Origin of the sequence: Paenibacillus sp. FJAT-27812, assembly GCF_001273905.1 — a bacterium.
Lineage (GTDB): Bacteria > Bacillota > Bacilli > Paenibacillales > Paenibacillaceae > Pristimantibacillus.
Genome location: NZ_LIGH01000001.1, coordinates 3,435,655 through 3,456,876, shown reverse-complemented (window position 1 = coordinate 3,456,876; position 21,222 = coordinate 3,435,655). Strand labels below are relative to the sequence as shown.

At 47.5% G+C, this 21,222-nt stretch carries 24 protein-coding genes; 8 read left to right on the top strand and 16 right to left on the bottom strand.

Annotation, left to right across the window (positions count from 1 at the left end):
• Window positions 1-16: 16 nt before the first annotated feature.
• The 3 genes from ADU23_RS14575 to ADU23_RS14565 all read right to left on the bottom strand — a co-directional run bounded on the left by ADU23_RS14575 (window position 17) and on the right by ADU23_RS14565 (window position 1,846).
• The gene (locus ADU23_RS14575) at window positions 17-550 is read right to left on the bottom strand and encodes a YceI family protein (RefSeq protein WP_053374387.1); all 534 of its coding nucleotides are present in this window, start codon (window positions 548-550) and stop codon (window positions 17-19) included.
• Window positions 551-659: 109 nt separating this feature from the next.
• Window positions 660-980 (bottom strand): WYL domain-containing protein, encoded by a 321-nt coding sequence (locus ADU23_RS32125; protein ID WP_082311100.1) that lies wholly within the window; start codon window positions 978-980, stop codon window positions 660-662.
• A 296-nt stretch (window positions 981-1,276) separates the two neighbouring features.
• Window positions 1,277-1,846 (bottom strand): dihydrofolate reductase family protein, encoded by a 570-nt coding sequence (locus tag ADU23_RS14565; RefSeq protein WP_053374385.1) that lies wholly within the window; start codon window positions 1,844-1,846, stop codon window positions 1,277-1,279.
• A 388-nt stretch (window positions 1,847-2,234) separates the two neighbouring features.
• On the opposite strand from ADU23_RS14565, the gene ADU23_RS14560 reads away from it, so the two are divergent.
• Window positions 2,235-2,651: a VOC family protein gene (locus tag ADU23_RS14560; RefSeq protein ID WP_053374384.1), complete on the top strand. Its 417-nt coding sequence runs from the start codon at window positions 2,235-2,237 to the stop codon at window positions 2,649-2,651.
• A 79-nt stretch (window positions 2,652-2,730) separates the two neighbouring features.
• Here the strand turns inward: ADU23_RS14560 and ADU23_RS14555 are convergent, their stop codons facing one another.
• Both ADU23_RS14555 and ADU23_RS14550 read right to left on the bottom strand, forming a co-directional pair.
• Window positions 2,731-3,156, bottom strand: a complete 426-nt coding sequence (locus tag ADU23_RS14555; RefSeq protein ID WP_053374383.1) for an SRPBCC family protein — start codon at window positions 3,154-3,156, stop codon at window positions 2,731-2,733.
• A 76-nt stretch (window positions 3,157-3,232) separates the two neighbouring features.
• Complete coding sequence (locus tag ADU23_RS14550; RefSeq protein WP_053374382.1) at window positions 3,233-4,189, bottom strand: sigma-70 family RNA polymerase sigma factor; 957 nt, start codon at window positions 4,187-4,189, stop codon at window positions 3,233-3,235.
• 302 nt (window positions 4,190-4,491) lie between these two features.
• On the opposite strand from ADU23_RS14550, the gene ADU23_RS14545 reads away from it, so the two are divergent.
• From ADU23_RS14545 to ADU23_RS14535, 3 genes are all read left to right on the top strand, one after another.
• Window positions 4,492-4,827, top strand: coding sequence for an ArsR/SmtB family transcription factor (locus ADU23_RS14545; RefSeq protein ID WP_053377638.1), 336 nt, complete (start codon window positions 4,492-4,494; stop codon window positions 4,825-4,827).
• 101 nt (window positions 4,828-4,928) lie between these two features.
• On the top strand, window positions 4,929-6,257 hold the full coding sequence (locus tag ADU23_RS33605) for an alpha/beta fold hydrolase (RefSeq protein WP_231637384.1): 1,329 nt from the start codon (window positions 4,929-4,931) through the stop codon (window positions 6,255-6,257).
• Entirely contained in the window at window positions 6,250-6,915 is a 666-nt protein-coding gene (locus ADU23_RS14535) for a DUF998 domain-containing protein (RefSeq protein WP_053374381.1), read from the top strand. Before ADU23_RS33605 ends, ADU23_RS14535 begins: the two co-directional genes overlap by 8 nt.
• A gap of 226 nt (window positions 6,916-7,141) precedes the next feature.
• Here the strand turns inward: ADU23_RS14535 and ADU23_RS14530 are convergent, their stop codons facing one another.
• From ADU23_RS14530 to ADU23_RS14510, 5 genes are all read right to left on the bottom strand, one after another.
• Entirely contained in the window at window positions 7,142-8,389 is a 1,248-nt protein-coding gene (locus ADU23_RS14530) for a DUF4153 domain-containing protein (protein WP_053374380.1), read from the bottom strand.
• A 1-nt stretch (window position 8,390) separates the two neighbouring features.
• The gene (locus ADU23_RS14525; protein WP_053374379.1) at window positions 8,391-8,609 is read right to left on the bottom strand and encodes a helix-turn-helix domain-containing protein; all 219 of its coding nucleotides are present in this window, start codon (window positions 8,607-8,609) and stop codon (window positions 8,391-8,393) included.
• Between the two features lie 10 nt (window positions 8,610-8,619).
• Window positions 8,620-9,102: a DUF2975 domain-containing protein gene (locus tag ADU23_RS14520; protein ID WP_053374378.1), complete on the bottom strand. Its 483-nt coding sequence runs from the start codon at window positions 9,100-9,102 to the stop codon at window positions 8,620-8,622.
• Window positions 9,103-9,837: 735 nt separating this feature from the next.
• Complete coding sequence (locus ADU23_RS14515) at window positions 9,838-10,665, bottom strand: TrmH family RNA methyltransferase (protein WP_053374377.1); 828 nt, start codon at window positions 10,663-10,665, stop codon at window positions 9,838-9,840.
• 8 nt (window positions 10,666-10,673) lie between these two features.
• Window positions 10,674-11,384 carry a potassium channel family protein gene (locus ADU23_RS14510; protein WP_082198093.1) on the bottom strand — a complete coding sequence of 237 codons (711 nt, stop codon included), beginning with the start codon at window positions 11,382-11,384 and terminating at the stop codon, window positions 10,674-10,676.
• A 91-nt stretch (window positions 11,385-11,475) separates the two neighbouring features.
• On the opposite strand from ADU23_RS14510, the gene sspI reads away from it, so the two are divergent.
• Complete coding sequence (sspI, locus tag ADU23_RS14505; protein ID WP_053374375.1) at window positions 11,476-11,709, top strand: small acid-soluble spore protein SspI; 234 nt, start codon at window positions 11,476-11,478, stop codon at window positions 11,707-11,709.
• Here the strand turns inward: sspI and ADU23_RS14500 are convergent.
• The 3 genes from ADU23_RS14500 to ADU23_RS14490 all read right to left on the bottom strand — a co-directional run bounded on the left by ADU23_RS14500 (window position 11,703) and on the right by ADU23_RS14490 (window position 14,842).
• Window positions 11,703-12,908 carry an alpha-D-ribose 1-methylphosphonate 5-triphosphate diphosphatase gene (locus tag ADU23_RS14500; RefSeq protein WP_053374374.1) on the bottom strand — a complete coding sequence of 402 codons (1,206 nt, stop codon included), beginning with the start codon at window positions 12,906-12,908 and terminating at the stop codon, window positions 11,703-11,705. The two genes, sspI and ADU23_RS14500, sit on opposite strands and share 7 nt — an antisense overlap.
• Window positions 12,909-12,971: 63 nt before the next feature.
• Window positions 12,972-13,970 carry a phosphotransferase enzyme family protein gene (locus tag ADU23_RS14495; RefSeq protein ID WP_053374373.1) on the bottom strand — a complete coding sequence of 333 codons (999 nt, stop codon included), beginning with the start codon at window positions 13,968-13,970 and terminating at the stop codon, window positions 12,972-12,974.
• A 314-nt stretch (window positions 13,971-14,284) separates the two neighbouring features.
• A complete protein-coding gene (locus tag ADU23_RS14490) occupies window positions 14,285-14,842 on the bottom strand; it encodes a GbsR/MarR family transcriptional regulator (protein WP_053374372.1) in 558 nt (185 codons plus the stop codon).
• A gap of 240 nt (window positions 14,843-15,082) precedes the next feature.
• Between ADU23_RS14490 and ADU23_RS14485 the strand changes: the two genes are divergently transcribed.
• The 3 genes from ADU23_RS14485 (at window position 15,083) to ADU23_RS33595 (ending at window position 18,053) form a co-directional block, all read left to right on the top strand.
• Window positions 15,083-16,291, top strand: a complete 1,209-nt coding sequence (locus ADU23_RS14485) for a quaternary amine ABC transporter ATP-binding protein (protein ID WP_053374371.1) — start codon at window positions 15,083-15,085, stop codon at window positions 16,289-16,291.
• The gene (locus tag ADU23_RS33600; RefSeq protein WP_053374370.1) at window positions 16,278-17,114 is read left to right on the top strand and encodes an ABC transporter permease; all 837 of its coding nucleotides are present in this window, start codon (window positions 16,278-16,280) and stop codon (window positions 17,112-17,114) included. The genes ADU23_RS14485 and ADU23_RS33600 overlap by 14 nt, the downstream gene beginning before the upstream one ends.
• 69 nt (window positions 17,115-17,183) lie before the next feature.
• The gene (locus ADU23_RS33595) at window positions 17,184-18,053 is read left to right on the top strand and encodes a glycine betaine ABC transporter substrate-binding protein (RefSeq protein WP_331459246.1); all 870 of its coding nucleotides are present in this window, start codon (window positions 17,184-17,186) and stop codon (window positions 18,051-18,053) included.
• A 72-nt stretch (window positions 18,054-18,125) separates the two neighbouring features.
• On the opposite strand, the gene ADU23_RS14470 is transcribed toward ADU23_RS33595, so the two are convergent.
• From ADU23_RS14470 to ADU23_RS14460, 3 genes are read right to left on the bottom strand one after another with little or no spacing between them, the layout of a single operon-like run.
• On the bottom strand, window positions 18,126-19,226 hold the full coding sequence (locus ADU23_RS14470; RefSeq protein ID WP_053374369.1) for a Gfo/Idh/MocA family protein: 1,101 nt from the start codon (window positions 19,224-19,226) through the stop codon (window positions 18,126-18,128).
• 47 nt (window positions 19,227-19,273) lie between these two features.
• Window positions 19,274-19,996, bottom strand: coding sequence for a ThuA domain-containing protein (locus tag ADU23_RS14465; protein WP_053374368.1), 723 nt, complete (start codon window positions 19,994-19,996; stop codon window positions 19,274-19,276).
• 46 nt (window positions 19,997-20,042) lie between these two features.
• Window positions 20,043-21,206: a Gfo/Idh/MocA family protein gene (locus ADU23_RS14460; protein WP_053374367.1), complete on the bottom strand. Its 1,164-nt coding sequence runs from the start codon at window positions 21,204-21,206 to the stop codon at window positions 20,043-20,045.
• Window positions 21,207-21,222 lie beyond the last annotated feature (16 nt).

Here is a 21,222-nt window from a genome sequence, read left to right as displayed (position 1 = left end):
ATGGCTTTTAGAATCGTTAAGCTATTTTAATTGCCTCGATATAAAGCTCGATCCTCACTTCATTTCCGACGATAATACCGCCTGTTTCCAGCGGCGAATTAAATGTCAATCCAAACTCGTTGCGTTCAATACTAGCAGTTGAATGAAATCCTGCACGTTCCCGACCACGAGGATCTTTGTTTAGTCCTTCAAAAACGGTATGAAAAGTGATCGGTTTCGTTACGCCATGCAGCGTTAGATTGCCCGTAAGCTCGTATTGCCGTTCGCCATTAAGGATGCAGCTGGTGGTTTGAAACGCAATGGTTGGATACTTGGCTGCATGCAGAAAGTCCTCGCTCCTCAGGTGTTCATCTCGTTGCGGCTGGCGAGTTGAGATACTATTAGCATCTATGGAAGCCTGAATACCGATCGTTGTTAGATCATTAGGGTCAAGGCTCAAGTTCGCTTGAAAATGCTCGAATACGCCTTTGATTCTACTAATCATTAAATGCGACACCGAAAACTCGACGGAGCTGTGGTCCGGGTCCACTTCCCAATTGACATTACTCACGATTAAATTCCACCTCTAAGATAAGATTGTAAGAAAGGTCGCCCCATCTCCAAAACACTGCGATATTCGCATACTCCGACTATACAAAAACGCTACTGACAACGTAATGTCAGTAGCGTTTCAACATTTTTTCGGCTTCCTCGCGAATCTGAATTCGAACTGATTCAAGCTCCACTACCCCCGCATTCGCTCCCAAGCCCAGCACCCACGGCATCAATTCGTCCAGTTGACGAACGCGCAAGACCACATCCAATCCATCTGGATGCACTTCCATCTCCTCGATAAAACGATTGTTCGGTTCCTTCACTTTAGCTGCCACTGCATAATTGAATCGAAGGCGAACTCGTAGGTTCCGATCATCTAAAGGCCGATACTCCCTTAAGTTAAAATGGGCGGTTGCTCGATCTTCCAGAAATCGAAGCTCAGTCATTCGGGACTAACGGAAATGGCGAATAGCTTGAATTAGATCGCTATAGGCTACAAGCATCCATAATCCTTCAACGAGTACCAGGCTATACCGTTACTTATGATATGGCTCACCAGAATGTATCTTCATCTAAACTGCCAGTTAATTTAATGAAAAGAGCAGGCTATCGTAGCGCCTGCTCATCAATAGGTGTTATTCATCTATCGTTGCCTGTTAGCTTAACAGGCCGCCGATCGTACCGGCAGCCTGGTGTTGTTGTGCTATCGTTACCCGATATTGGAAATTCTTGTACGGCACGGCTATTTCTCCAACTCATAGCGGGCCGCGATAATGCCCGACTTGAGCGTTCGGCTGGACAGCAGCTTGAGCCTGATTTTCTCACCATCGCCGTGGAATGCCGATTTTCCGCCGCCCAAGATGATCGGACAAATCGTCAGCAGGAATTCGTCGATCAGGCCGAGCTCAAGCAACGTCTTCGCCGCCCCCGGACTGCCGAAGATAACGAGGTTTTTGCCAGGCTGCTCCTTGAGCGCCTTGATTTCATCTGCAATATTGTCCTTGATCAGCATCGTATTGTTCCATTCGACAATGTCCATCGAGCCGGAAATAACGATCTTCTTAACATCCTGCAGCCATTTGGCATGCTTCATACCGTGCCTCGACGCATCCGGATTGTCAAGCACCGTGGGCCAGTAGCTCTCCATCATCCGATACGTCGTGCGTCCGTATACGGGAGAGCCGACTTCTGCTACGACCTCCTCGGCGTATTTCTCTAATTCCTCGTTGTACGGAATCCAATCTAGTCCTCCGTTCGAATCCGACGCATACCCGTCCAGCGACACATGCATGAACAATACGAGTTTTCTCATGTTTGCTTCTCCTCCGATTTCGAATTTAGTTGTTCGATTTTTTGGCAGTTGGCCGTGTTTCGTCCTGCTCTTACGTTCACTATAAATCATTACGTTACGTAAGGATCAAGTGGAAATCTGAAGACCAATAATGTTGCACAAATCTGCCGTTAGCGTAACGACGAAGGGCTGCCACGCGGCAGCCCTTTTAGTTTTCAACTATCATTTCCCGATAGCGTAATCGTCACTCGATACCCACGCTTTAATTGTCATATATTCAGACGAATTCCTTTTTAGTTATTTTTCAAAATTTACGCTTCCGAACCGATGAATTCCAGGATCGACTGTCGTCTATATAAACGAAGGCATAAATGATCACAAACTAATTTGACGAAGAGGTGTTTTGAAAATGGCATTAACGTCCGCATTCACGAGCTTCAACCTGCCTGTAAAAAATGTGGAACAATCGAAAGCGTTCTTCACCGGACTCGGATTCGAGCTCAACCAGCAATTCCCCGAGAATGAGAATTCGGTAGCCATCGTGATCGGCGACAACCTGCAGGTCATGCTGATCAAACAAGCATTCTTTAATACGCTCACGGATAAGGAATCCGTCGATACGAGCAAGTATGCGCAGATGACGATCGCATTGGCCTTCGAGAGCCGGGAAAAGGTCGATGAAATCGTGAATACCGCAGTCTCCTTGGGCGGGAAATTGCACGCTGAACCTGAAGACCATGGGTCCATGTATCATTGGGGCTTCGTGGACTTGGACGGTCATCTGTGGGCCATTAACTACATGAACATGGATGCGGCACAAGGTTAAGGCAAACGGAGAGCACGTTCCTACTAGGGTTCAAAAAGAAAGACGCCGGGCATCTTCCCCGGCGTCTTCTTCGCAATGATTAGTTTTGTTCGGTAAAGGCTTTGAAATTGTCCACGATCGCTTGCCAGCCTGCTTGCTGGAACTCGACGGGATTGGAGCTTTCCGCGTCGAACGTTTCAATGACCTTCGTCTCATTCCCTTGATCGACGAAAGCAATTTCCACTCTTCTTCCGTCTTCCATGGTGTAGCCGATCGCCTCATGTCGATTCACGACATCGTAGACGCCGCCAAAATCAAAGCCCATGCTGCCATCCTTCGCTTCCATCCGTGTCAAAAACTTGCCGCCGACCCGCAGATCGTTTTCGGCTCTCGGCGCATGCCAGTCCTCGGACGCATGATTCCACTTCATGATGTGATCCTGCTCGGTCCAATAGCGCCATACCTTCTCGACAGGGGCTTGAATGACGGCTTGCACGGTTACTTTCGTCGGTTGAGTCGTTTCCATTTTAAATAGACACTTTTCTCATAATATTCGTCGTTTGGTTATTCTCAATGATATAGACGTAAGCCAATGACGAAATTCATTGGTCAATTCGCTCAGGCAGCCCAAATCGCGAAAATAATGGCGTATGAATGAAGTTTTGAACGTGCAGGATTTGATTTTCTTTGGTTTCGATGACGTGGATGCCCCAGGGTACCAGGCCAGAGCCCTCTTTGCCCAGCATATACTGGGCCAACGCCGGATAACCGCCATTCACCGTAATGGGTACAAATCGCGAACCTTCGCAATGCCAGCGAGTAAGCGAATAGAAGGCGGACAAATCTTCCTTGCCGCGGATCCACATCTCGAAGGGCGGCATCGACATGCAGCCTTCCTCGTGGAACAACGCGACGAGCGCAGCAATATCGAATTGCTCGAAGGCCTCCACATACCGGGACAGCAGCTGCTGCTCCGGTTGAACGTCCATGCTGCTGAGTTCATCCGAGCGAAGCTGCGCCCGGTCCATCGTCTCTCGGGCTCTTTGCAAGGCGCTGTTCACCGCTGCCGGCGACATCGCCAACGTTTCCGCGATCTGCTTGGAGGACCATTCAAATACATCCTTCAAAATGAGTACCGCGCGCTGCCGCGGAGGCAAGGTCTGCAGGAGAGCGATGAAGCACAGTTGAAGGGTATCTCTGCGGACGAGCAGATCCTCCGGATTGCCCCCAAAGTCGGGAGACGGCCAGATCCAGGCAGAGTCCGGCAGCGTGTCGCGCGGCTCGACGATGGCGACGGCCGGGTCGAACAGGTCAACGGGAAGCGCGCGGCGTTTGGATTGTCTCAGCTTGTCCAAGCACAGGTTGGAGGCAATCCGATAGACCCAAGTTTTGAACGAGGAATCCTGTCTGAACATGCTCCAGCTCTGCCAGACCCGAATACTCGTCTCCTGAACGGCATCGTCCGCATCGTCCATGGAGCCTAGCATTCGGTAACAGAACGAGGTTAAGCCCGGCTTCAAGCTTGCAAATAATGATTCGTCAAATGTGGTCTCGTTCATCGCGGCCTCCCTTAACTATCTCCCCAAAGGGTTGTACCTTCATTATATGCAATGAAGCGGACAGCCTCAATCCGAATAAATATATACTTTAGAAATGCAATACCTCACGCCAGGACCTGAATACTGGAGCTATCCTGCTCGTTAGTTGAGAATAGGCAGCCGATTTAGCCCGGCTGCCTTTTCCTGTGGTTTATTGAGCTATCGTGTCCCGATTTTTCAAAAGTAGAGGAACACCCGATAACAAAAGTGCGAATTCTTTATATACGTTGACACGTATATACGCTTTCGTGTATATTCCTTTTATGAACACAACAACAATGCAGTTAACGTTACTTACACTCGCCGAGCCGAATCGCTTCAACATTGTTGAGCTATTAAAGAAAGCACCACGATCGGTGAGCGAAATCGTACATGCCCTCAATATCGGTCAGCCGCAAGTGTCTCGCCATCTGCGGATTTTGAGCGAGGCCGGGTTAGTGCGCGCCCGCAACAAAGCACAGCAGCGTATATATAGCCTCGAAGCTCAACCATTCCAGGATCTAGATGAATGGTTTGATTCATTTAGTATCCTTTGGAAAGAGCGTCTCGATAATTTCGAGGATTATATGCTCGACTACAAAAGTAAGGAGGATCTCTGATAGCTTTTATCTCAAGCTTTATCGCAGTAACATTCGAAATTACCATGCCATCTGGAAAGAGCGGTTTGACGCTCTAGAAAATTATCTGAAAAGGATGAAAGATGATGAAATCTAAAACAAGAATTCATAAAAATCGCGATTCTCGTGAGCTTACTGTGGAACGGATGGTAGCCTTACCTCAACAACTTGCTTGGGAAGGTTGGACAAAGCCGGAACACATTGCGCGTTGGTGGGGCCCCAAATTATGGACCTCCACCGTGTATGAGATGGATGTAAGACCCGGCGGCGTTTGGCGTTATAGTCTAAAATCAGATGACAATAACGGGGAAGAAGCCTTCTGTAAAGCTGTTTATCAAGAGGTTAATGAACCCTCTTTACTGGTATATACCGACTCGTTTGCCGACAAGGACTGGAATATTGTAGAGAACAGCGAGATGTTAACGACCGTACAATTCGAGGCAGCGACAAATGGTACGAAGCTTAGCATCGTTACGCGATTTTCAAGTGCCGAAGAATTGGATAACGCCGAAGCTATGGGTATGGTTGAAGGCTTTACCGAAGCATTTGACCGACTTGAAATATACTTAGAAACCTTAACGGGAGGACATATAAACACAGTTATTTCAAAGGATGGAACAAAGATCGCTTATAAAAAGCAAGGAAACGGACCTGCCGTTATTCTCATTGCATCGGCAATTGCTGACCATCGCGATGCAGCCAAGCTCGCCGAGAAACTCGCCGCTCATTTCACCGTCTACAACTATGATCGTCGCGGCCGTGGCCAAAGTTCTGATGTCATGCCGTATGCCGTCCAACGCGAAGTCGAGGATATTGAGACTCTAATTCATACTGCCGGCGGCAACGCTCGCCTGTTCGGAAGCTCATCTGGCGCGGTTTTAGCCCTTGAAGCGGCTAGCCGATTAGGAGACCAGGTGACAAAGATATATCTGTACGAACCGCCTTTTATTATCAATGACAGTCGTAAACCCGTGCCGACAGATTACGTTCAACATTTGAACACGCTAAACGAAGCTGGCAGAAGAAGCGAAGCGGTCGAATACTTTATGTCGGAAGCTCTCGGAATTCCGGCGGAATATATCGGCTACATAAAAGCCGATCCGTCTTGGCAGGCAATGGAAAGCATGTCTCATACTCTAGCCTATGACGGCATGATTATGAGTGACACGCAATCAGGCAAACCACTTCCAACCAACCGTTGGAAAGTAAACGTTCCCACTTTGATCATGACAGGTGAAAACAGCGAGCCGCTATTCCACGACGCAGCCAAAGCGCTTGCCAAGCTGCTACCTATAGTTGACTCCCGCACGCTGACCGGACAAGACCATTCTGCAGTCGTGATGGCTCCGAACATCATAGCGAAGACGATTTTCAATTATGACATCGTCAGCAAGGAGAAGGAAATTGGCTAAACCGCTATTGATAGCAAAACCGATATCCGCGATTGTTTCAAATGCAGCACGATTGTCCGTCTTTTCGGGAGCATTCTTCGTTTTCATCCTTGGTATCCTCCACCTGCTGGAACCGGAATTCGATCCGTCGTGGCGCTTTATCAGCGAATATGCTCTAGGCAACTTCGGCTGGATGATGCATCTTGCATTCGTATTGCTAGCTGCGAGTCTGCTAAGCGCTGGAGTAGTGGTCTTCTCGCAAGTTCGTACCGTTGTGGGATACATCGGGCTCGCTATCCTTGGACTAAGTTCCTCAGGTTTATTAATCGCAGCTATCTTTGTGACCGACCCAATATCGAATAGTCCGGATGCTGCGACTTTCAGCGGTAAGATGCATGCAATAGGCGCTACGCTCGACTATACGCCTGTAGCAGCCCTCTTGTTGAGCTTTGCTCTAGCTCGTAACGAAGCCTGGAGACCCATTCGAGGACGCCTGTTTGTTACCAGCACCATTATGTTGGTCGTTATGGCATTATTTATACTTCAACTCCCGCAAGATGGCCAGTTCACTCCAGACGTTCTTGCAGGTTTGTTCGGACGTTTCTTGATTGTGTCCTACCTTGGATGGCTCTTTATCGTCGGGATTCATGCGCTCAAGCTTCGAAAGCTGAGTGTGTAATAATCGAACATATTTAAGAACGATTACAACTGAAAGTAATTTGACTATTTCAAAAGACGAATTCAACGGGAGATCCTACCCGAAATGTTCTAACGCTTTAGCACCTCACGGGGTGCTTTTTCTCTTATCTTACATGGGACCAATTAACGTAATCTTCCATTTTTCTTTCAGCTATCAGTTAGTTTAATAAATTTGATTAGGTCGATCTTACATTAACAGAACCTTTCTAATAAAAAATTAATGGAAAAGTAAATGTAACGAAAGCTGCCCAAAGTCCATAGACCGGCAAATACTTCGTAACGGCATTTTGGATAGTAGAAGGCCCGGTTTTGTTTTGTAGAAAATGCATATAGGAGATCATAATCCAAATTAGATTGGCCCAGATAAGTATGTTTACGCCTAAAACTGCAAGTCTGTTGGGCGTAATCCCATAAGAAGAAAGCCTGAACACTATGGCTGATAAAGCCACACTGTCAATGATAAGAGCAAGAACGATTAGGGCAAAATTTATATAATCAGAAATGTTCTTTTTCTCGTCTTTGCGGCTTTCGGTAATGGAAAATATGGTGACAGCCAATACACAAATGAGTATTCCGTTGAAGGATAGAAGGAAATCGCGGTCCAAGAATGGATTTTTTCCGACCCAAATAACCGTTATTAGGTAGACCACCAATGTGACAAGTACAAGCGGACTAAAAATTTTGGCTATATAGGGTGCAATATTTTTAGAAAGTTTAAGGTTCCTTGATACCAGGAATGTGGACACAATAGCGAGAGCCGCAGCACCAAATAATACGACATTTTTAAAATAAAATTGAGATATATCCATGCCGACAAATCTAAATAACTGCATGGTTAATGCTGTTAGCAGCATTCCGCTGATTGCCATGGCGGCGTAGAGTATGCAAAATTCCCCATTAAATTTAAGATAAGCTAATCTCGTGCTGCCTATCCTATATTCATTACCTGTAAATGCAAGCCCTAATACTACCCATAAGAAAATAGGAAGGTGAAGATAAGCCAGGATAATACTATCTTTATGCTCTAGTGGCAGCACATTAAGATAAAATCCGGAGATTAGAAATAACGATGCAAGGGTATAAATAACATTTTTTTTGGGGGTACTGCTATATACAAAATAAGCTGCAATAAAGGGAAGTATACCAAAAACAAGGTTAATCGGAGCTATTGCTTGCTGTTCGGTAAAATGAAAAATTATTCTGGTGCTTATCCCGGCAAGAATCGCTAAAATGCCCATGAATAAGAAATTCTTTTGAAGCAAGGAAGATTTTTCTGAATTTGCCGTCTCCTTGAAATGCAATCTTTCATACCAAATGGCAAGAACCTGCGAATCAGGATGATGTTCCCGGGCGTATGAGAATGCTTTTTTAAAAGCTTCGGGTTCTTTTCTATACATTCTCTCCAGCTCATGGGGGTTAGCAATATTTTCAATAATCTGATTGTTAAGGTCCATGTTATACCTCCTCTCTGTCATTTTTATATTCTAAAATGTCTCCAGGTTGGCATTCTAATGCTTTGCAAATTGCCTCTAAAGTTGAAAGCCTAATTGCTTTTGCCTTTCCATTTTTCAATATAGAAAGGTTAGCCATTGTTATTCCAACCCTCTCCGAAAGCTCTGTTACGCTCATTTTTCTTTTAGCCAACATCACATCAATATTGATTATAATCGCCATGTCATTCACCTCAGACCGTCAAATCATTTTCTGATTTTATATCAATAGCCTCTTTTAAAAGCTTTTGGAGAACAGCAGCAAAAACGGCAATCACCATGGAGGCAAAAATCAAGACCAATCCGATGACTATGATACCTGGGGCATCGTCTTTCTCCGCAATGAGATAGAAGAGTGGCATGCCTACCACAAACAAGCTGCTGATTGTGATTGCACAGTATTTTATATTCTTTAAAGCTCGTACAGATAATTCGGAGAATGCTTTGCTCTTGTCAATATAGCTTAAAAGTTTAAATGCTTGATACAGAGCAAAGTAAAAAGGTATCGCTGGTGCATACAATTCGATAAACACGAGATATTTCAAATAAGTCATATCTGGATACAATTCTGCCGCAAAATTCGCGATCTCTGGCACCAAAAATATGCACAAAGCAAGAACTGGGATTCCAATAAGAATAACAGCCGCCTTTAAAAAGAGTGTTGTTCCTCGTTCCATAAAAAGCCCCTCACTTATCGTTAAATTTAAATCGACTTTAACATATAATTTATCGTTTTACAATAAAAAAATACCGATATTGAATACATTTTTGTTGTTACGAAATTCCTTTTCCAACCAAAAAAAGCATTCCTATCTGGGATTTCGTTGCCTTTCCACGGCGTCCTCTTCGATCGGCAACTATATTCGTTTATGCTTCCGAGACATGTCGCAATAACGATTGAGCGCGACCCTGTACAACCACGCTGGAAACTTATCCGGCACGATGGAATCAAGATAAAGGAGCGCTTTGTATACCGTGTCCTAAACGATATCCTCGGCGTCAGCCTGACTCGCTCCCACGCGAATCAAGTACCGCTGTAAATGCTTCATTTTGTGCTGCAGCAGCAGCAACATCCGCTCGTTATTCACTTTCAACCTGCCTCACCCTATACAACGTATTGACGGGCGAAATGTAAAAAATTCGGAACATACCTGTTAGCCTTATTTTCTTAAATATCTAATATTTCCACCGCTATAAGACATTCGTGCCCTCCTATTTTACGGTTTGTGCCATTTATCATTACATTTATTTCGATACTAAAAATCGCAATGAATATTTCACCTTATTATACTCTTCGTAAATAATCACACTGTTGTAAAGACAAAAAAAGCCCTGATAATCAAGGTTTTCTTGATTACCAGGACTGACTTTGATGTGCCAAAATGAATTATGACTCACAAGCGTGATTACGGTTACTTGCCCGAATAACTCCGCTGCCTCAAGCTCTCATAAAGCAATACCGTCGCCGCCATCGCTACATTCAGCGACTCCGCTTGTCCAACCATCGGGATGATGACCGACTCGTCAACGAGCTCGCGTACGGGCTGCGACAATCCTTCCGATTCATTGCCCATAAGCAGCCAAGTGGACTGCGTCCAGTCATAGCCATAGCAAGTATGCTTCGCCTGAAGGCTCGTGCCTATAAGCTTAATGCCTTTTGCTTTTGCCTCAGGAAGAAGCACCTTCAAATCCGCTTCCATAATTGGCAAATGGAACAACGAGCCCATCGTCGACCTGACGGTCTTCGGATTGTAGAGATCCACGCAACCTTTTCCTAATATAACAGCATCTGCTCCAACCGCATCGGCGCTGCGAATGATCGTGCCGGCATTGCCGGGATCACGTACGCCATCCAGCACAACAACGAGGCCTTTTTTACGGAATAAAGCTGTTTTATCTGCGGAGAGCTTGGACAATATCGCAAAAACAGGTGGAGGCGTATCCGTCCCTGTGCATTTTGACATAACCGCCCGTGAAGCCTGTACCCATTCCAAACCGAGCGTTGCCGCCGAATCGTTCGTTTCCCGCTCTGCCATAAGCTCTGCAGGAATGCCTCGTTCGGTATCGTAGACGATTGTCGACACGTCAGCATTGCCCTTGAGCGCTTCAAGCACAAGATGAACGCCTTCGATAAGAAATTGGACGCTTCGATCACGGTATTTCTTGTCAAGCAGCGACGCCCATTGCTTAACCTTTTCATTTTGCAGAGATGAGATCAGTGGATCAAAATGTTCATTCATAGTTAGATTTAACCTTCCGAATACGCGATTTCTAAATTTGATAAATCTGAGTTTTTGCCGACGATAACAAGGACATCCTCCGGACCGATTAAATCATCCGCATAAGGCGCAATGTTCATCTTAGAGCCCGTTTTGATAGCCATAACATTGCATTTATGCCTCGCTCGAATATCAAGCTGCTTCAAGCTTTGACCAATCATTTGGGAAGGAGCTTTGATTTCAATAATGCTGTAGTCGTCCGAAATCTCGATATAATCGAGAATGTTAGGCGATACCAGATGATGTGCGACCCGAAGTCCCATATCCCGCTCCGGGAAAATAACCTTATCGGCTCCGATCTTATGTACAACCTTGCCATGGAGCTCATTTTGCGCTTTGACAATTAACGTTTTGACGCCTAAATCCTTCAGAATGAGCGTCGTCAAAATGCTCGATTGAATATCTTGCCCAATCGCAACGACAACAACGTCAAAATTTCGTATGCCAAGCGCCCGAAGCGCATCCTCATCAGTGGAATCCGCCGAGACTGCATGCGTAACCGTATTAACAACATCCTGAATCCGCTGCTCGTTTGAATCGATTGCCAGCACCTCGAAGCCCATCTCCGTCAATGCTTTTGCAACGGTGGAGCCAAAACGCCCCATGCCAATTACTGCGTACTGTTTCTTCGCCATCTGTACAAAATCCTCCTTACAGGATGATTGCTGTAGTCGTCTCATCAGTATACCATAGCTTGCACATTCGAATGAAAGCAGCAAGCGATGGACATAGTAAATAAGTAAATCCGAATGCGGCAGGAGGGTATTTAGCATGGAAATTATTGATTTGCGCCAAGCGATCGTTAGACGTGTCCAAGATAATTCAGCACAGGAGCTATCGGAAGTCATTGAAGATTCCATTGGTGCCGATGAGCGTGCATTGCCAGGACTCGGCGTTCTGTTCGAGATGATCTGGCAGCAATCCTCAGAGCAGGACCATAACCAAATGGTTGACTACCTTTACAAGCATCTTCATCATGCCGAAAACGCCAATCCGTCTCAATAACGAACTGCAGCTGTGTAAACCACTTGGCCTCCGACGATCGTATTCGTCACCCAAGGAAGGCCTTCATAACGATCCACAATAATAAGATCCGCTGCTTTGCCAATCTCTACGGAACCAAGCTCGCTGCCCGCGCCCAAAGCCTGCGCAGGATGTAGCGACGCCATCCGTACAGCCGCCGGCAAAGCAGCAATCCCTTCATCGGCCAGCTTGAACACCGCTGCAAGCATGGACGAAGGATGATAATCGGAGCATATAATATCAGCAGCGCCTGCGCTAATCGCATCGACTGCCCTTAAATTTTTATCATGTGACGCTCCTCTGACGACATTTGGCGCACCTACGCATACCCGCAATCCCCGCTCTGCAGCATGCTTAGCAGTCTCCAAATTAATCGGAAACTCACAGACGGAAACGCCATAACGAGCTGACTCCTCCACTTTTTGAACGGAATCATCATCATGTGACGCAATCGCGATGCCGCGCTGCACGGCTAGACTGCTGAGCTGCAGCAAATGCTCTTCGTTTACAAGCTGTCTTCGCTTAACCAAATCCTCGACAATGGCACGAACCTCTTCAACGCCGACACCTTGGTTTTTCATCACATAGCGCTCGAAAGAACCTGGTTCACGATATTGCCCCTGCCCTGGCGAATGGTCCATAAAGGACAAGTAATCAATTGCATTCTCGTTCAAATATCGCTCCACAATCGGCATGCCCGCCAAATGCGAAACCTCGAATCTAAGATGAATCCGATTGCGAACGATCGATCTTTTGCTTCGATAGCTGTTAATATGGTCAACCATCCCCGTTAGCAAGTGATCGCCGCGCAGGCTGAGCCCAACGCCGAGCGATAACGAGTGATACATCGTCGTAATCCCGTGAACAGGCAGCTTCCGTTCAAATTCGAGCATTGCCATATCCAGCGGGAATAATGTATTCGGCCGAGGCTGTATTTCCTTCTCAATTGCGTCGCAATGAATGTCAATAAGACCTGGCAATACGTAATGCTGCTTCGCATCGATCACGTTAGGGTCCGGAAACTGCCGCATCCAATTTTCTACAGCCGCTTCGTCTTCAAGAATAGCATCGATTCGGCCATCAACGACCGCTACAGCAGCCTCCACCGCCTGATCCGGCAATACGATCTTTCCATTCGTAACGATCATAGGCTTCAAGCCAGCACTCAACCGATCATTCATCGTTTTGATCGTCCCCTTACCCTATAGTTATTGAATAAGCTTACCATAATCCGCTCATCAAAATCATCCTTCTGCACTTGCCGCAAACGCCGCTCTGCTCTTATCCATGAACCCCTTCAGCTTAACCCTTAAGCTATCTAGCCGCTCCCCAACATCAGAGGCTGAAAGCTCTCCGACCGAGCGCAGCAGCTTCGCAAATCCGAGAAGCTCATCGATCCGCTCAAATAGCTTCATCTGGCCCAGCATATCTTCAGAAAGTTCCGTTTCCTGCTTATACCCGTTCATGAATGCCATCACGCGATAGTCGCTCAAATCGATTCCATCATCCGACAGATCACCAAGCGCATACGCAATATCAGCCGCATACCAATGCATACAGCAATCGTCAAAATCAAGAATTCCGATTTCTCCGTCCTTCCACCGATGATTGTCCAGCTCAAAATCATAATGGATCAAGCCGTAATTGCTGTTATCCATAGGAAGCTCTTCTGCCTGCTTCATGCAGCGCATAAGTTCCGACCTAGCTGCCTTCTCTTCAGCAGGCAAAACATCCAGCGCGTGCTCTAACAGCTCCCTCCAGCTAGGGCGGGACGCCGTAAGCTGCTCTGGCGCACTCTTCATAGCCTCATGCAGCTGTCCAAGAGCGCTTCCCCAATCATAAAACTGCTTCTCATCCAGCTCATCCAGCTCAAGATGCTCGCCAGGCATCGCTTCAAATACGACGGCATGATAGGTACCGAGCTCACTTTCAACCGTCTCGATAAATTGCCCATTCGTAGACATAACCGGCTGCGCCGTCTTAAGCCTTCTCTTACCCATATAAAGAACCACGTCGAGCTCAGACTTAATCATAGCAAGCTCTCTTTCCGATGCCTCGTTAAACCGCAGGTAAAATTCACGGCCCTCACGCCGAAAAATAAATACAAAGTTAGCGCTGGCACGCCAGAAAAATACCGTTCCCTCATCGTAGCCCCAGCGCTCCAAAATCTGATTCGCAAGCGGGCTTCTCCAGCCGCCATCCACCGTATCCAACACTGTTCTCATTGTGCTTAACTTCATCATTGGGCAAAACCTCCGTTTTTAATTTGGGTAAAACGGTTGCCCCGCACATCGCTAAGAACAGCAAAAAAACCGCAGGAAATAACGCTCCCGCGGCTTTGCAGCAAAACAAAATAAAAGTCTAGGCATACCTGCGCCTAGACCTCGTTTTATCCTGCTGTCATCGGACTTCCGACCTTAGGAGTGAGGGGCAACGAAATGAATGTGTAACGAATATATTCCGGTTTCCGTTCATCATCGTATTTTGCTCACTCCCTTCGGCATTTGTTATCGCTATTATAGCCTGCCGGCCATCATTTGTAAATCTTTTCCTTACGCTATTCCTCTTGCGGTATAAAGTTATAAATATCTCCGCTCTCAAAGGAATCGATTAAACGATCCAGCCATCTATAATACTTTAAAGCCTCTTCAAGCTTTTGCGTATCATTCTCAAGCACCTCAAGAAACGCTTGATCGCCCTCGTGCTGCTGCTTAAGCGCATCGATTTCCTTCATGGAACGCTTTAAGGCGCTCATGTTCTGCTCGGCTGCCTTCCTCCATTTAATAGAGAAAAAATCCGTGAAATTTTGATGCCAATTCGGCTCGACCTCGTACAAATCTTTTCTTGAGCCCTTGCCCCATACTTTATTTATCATCTTCAAGTCATGCAGCGTACGCATGCCCGTACTCATGGACGTTTTGCTCATGCCCATCGTCTGGCTCATCTCATCTAGTGTAACCGGCTCACGATTAAAGTACATATTCCCGTATAAATGACCAATAGATAACGTGATGCCGTACAAATCCATGTTCTCACCAATTGATTCAATCACCCGGCGACGCGTGTTTTGCAGCTTTGTGAGCTGCTCTTCCGTTAATGCTGCAAGTTCATTCATGTCGTTCCTCCTGAGGAGTGTCGTTCCCCTATCAATCCTACATCAATTATTGTAATCAAATGGCTGTCCATATGTAAAGAAAGCTTTTGGGTTGAAAAAGGGAGTTATCAAGAGTATACCGTATGTAAAGTACGTAAAGTTATAACTGTACAAAGTATACGGAGACTCACGCCTTTTGACCTTTACAATGATAACCAACTAGACTTATGGGAGTCGAAATATTCCACAAGGGGGCACAACATGGCGATTATAGAAGCCAAGAGGCTAACCAAGATTTTCGGAGCCGATCCGAAAAAGGCGATCCCGCTGCTGGATAAAGGATGGTCTAAAGAAAAGATTTTTGCAGAAACGAAGCTTACGGTTGGGGTCAACCAAGCTAGTTTCTCCATTGAAGCAGGACAAATATTTGTTATTATGGGCTTGTCCGGCAGCGGCAAGTCAACACTTGTTCGCCTGCTTAACCGATTAATTGAGCCAACGCTCGGCCAAGTGCTGTTTAATGGAACGGATGTGCTTCGCATGTCACCTGAGCAGCTTCGGAAGTTTAGAAGAAAAAATGTAGGCATGGTTTTTCAAAAGTTCGCGTTGTTTCCGCATCGCACCGTCATTCAAAATATTGAATACGGACTAGAGGTGCAGGGCATCGACAAGAAAAAACGCAGAGAAATGGCAATGAATTCGCTGGAGCTTGTTGGCTTGAAGGGCTGGGAGAACAGCTACCCTGACCAATTAAGCGGCGGCATGCAGCAGCGTGTAGGCCTTGCAAGAGGGCTTGCCAACGATCCCGATGTTCTGCTTATGGACGAAGCATTCAGCGCGCTTGATCCGCTTATTCGGAAGGATATGCAGGATGAGCTGCTAGAGCTCCAATCTAAAATGAAAAAAACGATCGTATTTATTACGCATGATCTGAACGAAGCACTTCGTATCGGCGATCAAATCGCGTTGATGAAGGACGGCAGCATCGTTCAAATCGGATCTCCAGAGGAAATATTGATGCAGCCCGCCAACAAATACGTTGAACGGTTCGTCGAGGATGTAGATCTATCCAAAGTATTTACAGCTTCGCATGTTATGATCAAACCCGAGACGATCACGATCGAGAAGGGTCCTCGCGTTGCTTTGCAATTTATGAGAGACCGCGGTGTCTCAAGTCTCTACGTCGTTGACAAAGGCATGCAGCTGCTAGGCGTAATTACGGCCGAGGACGCAGCTAACGCCATTAAAAACGGATTAAAGCTTGAAGAAGTAATGGAGCGTGAAGCGCCTTCCGCCCTTCCGGACACTCTGCTTAATGAATTGTTTGAATTAATGAGCAATTCGAAATTCCCCGTATCCATCATTGATGACAAAGGACGCCTGAAGGGCATCGTCATCAAAGGCGCAGTTCTGGCCGCATTAGCCGGAAATACCGTACTAGAGGCTGGTGATCGTAATGAATCTGCCTAAAATCCCATTAGCTGACTGGATCGAATGGCTCGAAGCATGGCTCGAAGCTCATTTGGACCCGTTCTTCCAATTAATCCGTACCGTCGTTGGCGAAACCGTAAACGGACTGGATACAGCGCTCAACTTTTTTCCTGCGCTAGTGTTAATTCTTATATTCACTTTTTTAGCGTGGTACATTGGCAAGTGGAAAATGGCTTTATTTACACTTATCGGACTGCTTATAATCGAAAATCTCGGCTTATGGAGCCAAACGATGCAGACGCTAGCGCTCGTTTTAACCGCGGCCTTCATATCGGTGTTAATCGGCGTTCCAGTAGGCATATTATGCGCCCGCAACGCCACCGTCCAAAAAATCGTTACGCCTGTGCTTGATTTCATGCAGACGATGCCAGCATTCGTTTACTTGCTGCCTGCCGTTACCTTCTTCTCGCTCGGCGTAGTTCCTGGCGTCATCTCATCGATCATATTCGCGATACCGCCAACGATTCGTCTGACGAACCTCGGCATTCGCCAGGTGCCTGAAGAATTAGTGGAAGCAGCGGATGCCTTTGGCTCAACGCCAATGCAAAAGCTGTTTAAGCTTCAGCTTCCTATTGCTATGCCGACCATTATGGCTGGTATCAATCAGACCATTATGCTTTCGCTCTCAATGGTCGTAATCGCCTCTATGATCGGGGCGCAAGGCGTTGGCGCATACGTTTATCGCGCCGTTACGCAGGGGAATACCGGTGTCGGCTTTGAAGCCGGCCTTGCCATCGTTATATTAGCGATCATTTTGGATCGCCTGACGCAGCAGGTCATTCGCAAAAGCAAAACGACCTAAATGGTTATAAAAAAATGAACAATTGGAATTCGCAGCTTGCTTGCTGCGCAAACTTTAAGGAGTGATTTTTTGAATTTCAAAAAAATGAGTGTTATTGTAGCAGCCGTTATGGCATTTGCACTGGTGGCCGGATGCTCCTCTTCCGGCGGAAGCAGCAACAAAAAAGTGACGCTTGCTTATGTCGCTTGGGATTCCGAGATTGCAAGCACCTATGTCGTAAAAGAAGTGCTTGAGCAAAAGCTTAATTACAACGTTGAACTGATGCAGGTTGACGCTGGTCCGATGTGGGCCGGTATTTCCGATGGCAGCGCGGATGCAATGGTAGCTGCTTGGCTGCCTACGACGCATGCTTCCTATGTTACGAAGTATAACGGCAAATACGATGATCTAGGACCTAACCTTGAAGGTACAAAAATCGGTCTTGTCGTTCCAAAATATATGGATGTTAACAGCATTGAGGAGCTGACCGATGTGGTTGGCGATACGGTGGACCATACCATTATCGGCATCGAGCCGGGCGCCGGCCTTATGATGTCGACAGAGAAAGTAATGGATGAGTACAAGCTGCGGGACAAATGGACGCTGCTCGAAAGCTCCTCCGCCGCGATGACGAAGCAGCTTGAGAAAGCTTATGCGAACAAAGAGCCGATCGTTGTTACAGGCTGGACGCCGCACTGGATGTTTGCCAAGATGGATCTCAAATATTTGGCAGACCCCAAAAATGTATACGGCGGCGACGAGCAAATTCATACGATCGCGCGTAAAGGGCTTAAGGACGATCAACCGGAAGCTTTCGCTTTCCTAGATCAGTTTAACTGGACGCCGGACGATATGGCAGCTGTCATGATTAAAATTCAAGAAGGCGAGACGCCTGAAGCAGCAGCCAAAGCATGGGTTGAACAAAATGCAGATAAAGTTGCAGCTTGGATTAAAGCCTAACCATAAGAAAAAGCAGAGCGATTTCCGCTCTGCTTTTTTTTGCTATCAACAGCTATTTTTCTTTCTCTTCGTTTAATCCAAACAATAAGGCTGCAAGCCAAGCGGCAGCGGTGCCGGACGTTCACAAGTGCTTTTCATCACATAATGCGCGCCTTGCTCCGATGCGTCATGGAAGCCATGCATCGCTTCAAGCACATGATACGCAAGCTCGCCGTTCGCGCGGTGCTTGCGGCCGGTTTGAATCGCTTTGGCCATATCGGCTGCGCCTACGCCGCGTGCGTTTTCTGTATAGCCGTAAGCTAGCGGAATATCCGACCATTCGTTCGAGCCCGCTCGCCAAATTTTGATTTGGCCGCCAAAGCCGTTCGGATCTGGAACAAGCAGCGTGCCTGCACTGCCGTATACTTCGATGCGAGGCAGCATAGAGCCGCCTTTCACGTCAAAGCTAGTCAGCAGCGTCCCGATCGGACCGGATGCAAAATCCATCACGCCTGCGATATGCGTCGGTACTTCTACTTTTACCTGCTGACCATACTTCGGCTTGCTTGTAATCGTCCTCTCCGGAAAGGAGATGCGTGCCGAGCCGGTTACGCGGGTAATAGGGCCAAGCAGAGCTACGAGTGCGGTTAAATAATAGGGTCCCATATCAAACATTGGGCCGCCGCCTTTTTGGTAATAAAACTCGGGAGCAGGATGCCAGGATTCATGCCCGCCGCAGACCATGAATGCAGTTGCGCCGATTGGCGTGCCGATCCAGCCATCCTCCAGCAGCTTAATGCTCGTCTGAATGCCGCCGCCAAGGAAGGTATCCGGCGCGCTTCCGACATAAAGACCTTTTTTGGCCGCAAGCTCCAGCACCTGCTGAGCTTCCTCGCGCGTTACGGCAAAAGGCTTCTCCACGTATACATGCTTGCCTGCCTCAAGAGCCTGCAAGCAAACCGATGCATGCGCCTGCGGAATAGTCAGATTAATAATCATTTGAATATCCGGGTCAGCGAGCAATTCCTCCACCGAGCAGCCGCGAACGCCAAATTCCTCGCCCTTCGCTCTTGCCCGTTCCACATCCAAATCCGCGCAAGCGACTACCTGAAGCGCATCGAAGCGATTGCCATTTTCAAAATAAATGCCGCTAATATTACCCGTTCCAATAATGCCTGCTTTAATTTTGTCCATTTTCGCCCATCCCTCGTCCCATATCCTATTCATTTTATAATTCCGATTTAAAGCTGATTATCTGCCATGCCGCTATAAGCCGAAGCTTTAGCACCCGCCTCTAACGCTTTAGCCTTGCCTTCCGCACACCATAGGAAGCCGCGTCGCATAAGCTCCTTAACGGTTGGAATATCGATAATATTAGCCTGATGGCCAAGCGAGTTATAATAAACGCGTCCAACGCCCCAGCGCTTCGTCCATACAACCGGCATATCCACCGCTTTATTAAGCGAATGAGGTCCCGGCGTCAGCGGGAAACGTGTAGTCGCGAGCACTTCGACCGCAGGGTCTACATGCAAATAATATTGCTCGGAGCTTACGACAAAATCTTCGATGCCTTCAGTAAGCGAGCTTGACGAGTTATTTATGTTAACCGTATATTCAAGGCCGTCATTGCCCGGATGCGCAACCCATTGGCCCCCGGTCATAAACTGCCAGTCCACGTTTTCACGGAATGCGTCGCACATGCCGCCATGGCAGCCAGCAAGACCTACGCCGCTTTGAACGGCTGCTGATACGTTATCAACGAGCTGCTGCTCTATTCGTGCCATCGTCCACACCGGTACGATTAGATCAAGCCCTAGCAGCTTCTCCGCGTCCGCGAACGCCTCAAGCGTATCGGATACCTCTACCTCAAAGTCTTCTGCGGCCAGCACCTCGCGAAAAATTTCGGCTACTTCCTTAGGCTGATGTCCATCCCAGCCGCCCCATACGATCAAAGCTTTTTTCATTGCTTCTCCCTGCCTCTCCGTTGCTCATCTTCATTCATTGCTTCTCTTACGATAGTTCGCTTATTGCAACCCAGCGGCGTTCTGCAATCGAGCGATCAACCGCCTCGAGCACCTCTTGGCATTTCACGCCATCTACAAAGTTAGGAACGGGCTGGCGATCCTCAGCGAACGCCTGCATCAGCTCGTGGACCTCATGCGTGAACGTATGCTCGTAACCGATCGTATGACCCGCCGGCCACCAAGCATCCATGTAAGCATGCGATGGGTCCGTAGCAAGGACGCGGCGGAAGCCCTGAACATCCTCGGCATCATCGGTAAAATAAACCTGAAGCTCATTCATCCGCTCAAAATCAAATTTGATGCTTCCTTTGCTGCCGTTAATTTCAAAAGCATTCGTGCAGCGATGACCGGCTGCAAAGCGAGTTGCCTCGAAGCTGCCGAGCGCGCCATTCGCAAAACGTGTCATGAACAATGTCGCATCATCAACCGTTACCTGGCCGCGTGGACCGTCCTCGCTCCCTTTGGCGCTAAGTCCCGTCATAGCAGCAGCGATCGGCCGCTCCTTGATGAACGTCTCGTTCATTCCGATTACCTCGTTGAACTCGCCGACAAGAAAGCGTGCCATGTCAATCAAATGCGCCCCTAGGTCGCCATGGGAGCCGGAGCCTGCAATTTCTTTCTGAAGGCGCCACACGAGCGGAAAGCTCGGGTCAATGATCCAATCCTGAAGAAACACGGCGCGGAAATGGTAAATTTCGCCGATACGGCCATCCGAAATAAGCTTTTTCGCCAGCTGAACGGCGGGTGCGAATCGGTAGTTGAAGCCAACCATATGCTTCACGCCAGCCGCCTCCGCCGCTTCAAGCATTTCACGCGAATCCTCAAGCGTCAGCGCGAGCGGCTTCTCACAGAACAAATGCTTGCCTGCGGCTGCCGCAGCGAGCGCGATTTCCTTATGAGCATCGCTTGGCGCATTAATATCGATCAAATCGATGTCATCGCGTTTCACGAGCTCCCTCCAATCGGTTTCCGAGCTTTCCCAGCCGAACTGCGCCCGCGCTTGCTCCAGCCCCTCTGGATCGCGACCGCAGATCGCCTTCATCTCCGGCTTAATCGAATTCGGAAAGAACATCGGAAGCGCGCGATAAGCATTGCTATGCGCCTTGCCCATAAATTTATAGCCGACCATGCCAACTCTCACTTTATCCATAGAAACCCGCCTCTCA

Bases quoted from the DNA above. Each gene is read 5' to 3' on its own strand.
- ADU23_RS32125 (WP_082311100.1), bottom strand. From the start codon at position 980: ATGACTGAGCTTCGATTTCTGGAAGATCGAGCAACCGCCCATTTTAAC.
- ADU23_RS14565 (WP_053374385.1), bottom strand. From the start codon at position 1,846: ATGAGAAAACTCGTATTGTTCATGCATGTGTCGCTGGACGGGTATGCG.
- ADU23_RS14560 (WP_053374384.1), top strand. From the start codon at position 2,235: ATGGCATTAACGTCCGCATTCACGAGCTTCAACCTGCCTGTAAAAAAT.
- ADU23_RS14555 (WP_053374383.1), bottom strand. From the start codon at position 3,156: ATGGAAACGACTCAACCGACGAAAGTAACCGTGCAAGCCGTCATTCAA.
- ADU23_RS14550 (WP_053374382.1), bottom strand. From the start codon at position 4,189: ATGAACGAGACCACATTTGACGAATCATTATTTGCAAGCTTGAAGCCG.
- ADU23_RS14545 (WP_053377638.1), top strand. From the start codon at position 4,492: ATGAACACAACAACAATGCAGTTAACGTTACTTACACTCGCCGAGCCG.
- ADU23_RS33605 (WP_231637384.1), top strand. From the start codon at position 4,929: ATGATGAAATCTAAAACAAGAATTCATAAAAATCGCGATTCTCGTGAG.
- ADU23_RS14530 (WP_053374380.1), bottom strand. From the start codon at position 8,389: ATGGACCTTAACAATCAGATTATTGAAAATATTGCTAACCCCCATGAG.
- ADU23_RS14525 (WP_053374379.1), bottom strand. From the start codon at position 8,609: ATGGCGATTATAATCAATATTGATGTGATGTTGGCTAAAAGAAAAATG.
- ADU23_RS14520 (WP_053374378.1), bottom strand. From the start codon at position 9,102: ATGGAACGAGGAACAACACTCTTTTTAAAGGCGGCTGTTATTCTTATT.
- ADU23_RS14515 (WP_053374377.1), bottom strand. From the start codon at position 10,665: ATGAATGAACATTTTGATCCACTGATCTCATCTCTGCAAAATGAAAAG.
- ADU23_RS14510 (WP_082198093.1), bottom strand. From the start codon at position 11,384: ATGAGACGACTACAGCAATCATCCTGTAAGGAGGATTTTGTACAGATG.
- sspI (WP_053374375.1), top strand. From the start codon at position 11,476: ATGGAAATTATTGATTTGCGCCAAGCGATCGTTAGACGTGTCCAAGAT.
- ADU23_RS14500 (WP_053374374.1), bottom strand. From the start codon at position 12,908: ATGAATGATCGGTTGAGTGCTGGCTTGAAGCCTATGATCGTTACGAAT.
- ADU23_RS14495 (WP_053374373.1), bottom strand. From the start codon at position 13,970: ATGATGAAGTTAAGCACAATGAGAACAGTGTTGGATACGGTGGATGGC.
- ADU23_RS14490 (WP_053374372.1), bottom strand. From the start codon at position 14,842: ATGAATGAACTTGCAGCATTAACGGAAGAGCAGCTCACAAAGCTGCAA.
- ADU23_RS14485 (WP_053374371.1), top strand. From the start codon at position 15,083: ATGGCGATTATAGAAGCCAAGAGGCTAACCAAGATTTTCGGAGCCGAT.
- ADU23_RS33600 (WP_053374370.1), top strand. From the start codon at position 16,278: ATGAATCTGCCTAAAATCCCATTAGCTGACTGGATCGAATGGCTCGAA.
- ADU23_RS14470 (WP_053374369.1), bottom strand. From the start codon at position 19,226: ATGGACAAAATTAAAGCAGGCATTATTGGAACGGGTAATATTAGCGGC.
- ADU23_RS14465 (WP_053374368.1), bottom strand. From the start codon at position 19,996: ATGAAAAAAGCTTTGATCGTATGGGGCGGCTGGGATGGACATCAGCCT.
- ADU23_RS14460 (WP_053374367.1), bottom strand. From the start codon at position 21,206: ATGGATAAAGTGAGAGTTGGCATGGTCGGCTATAAATTTATGGGCAAG.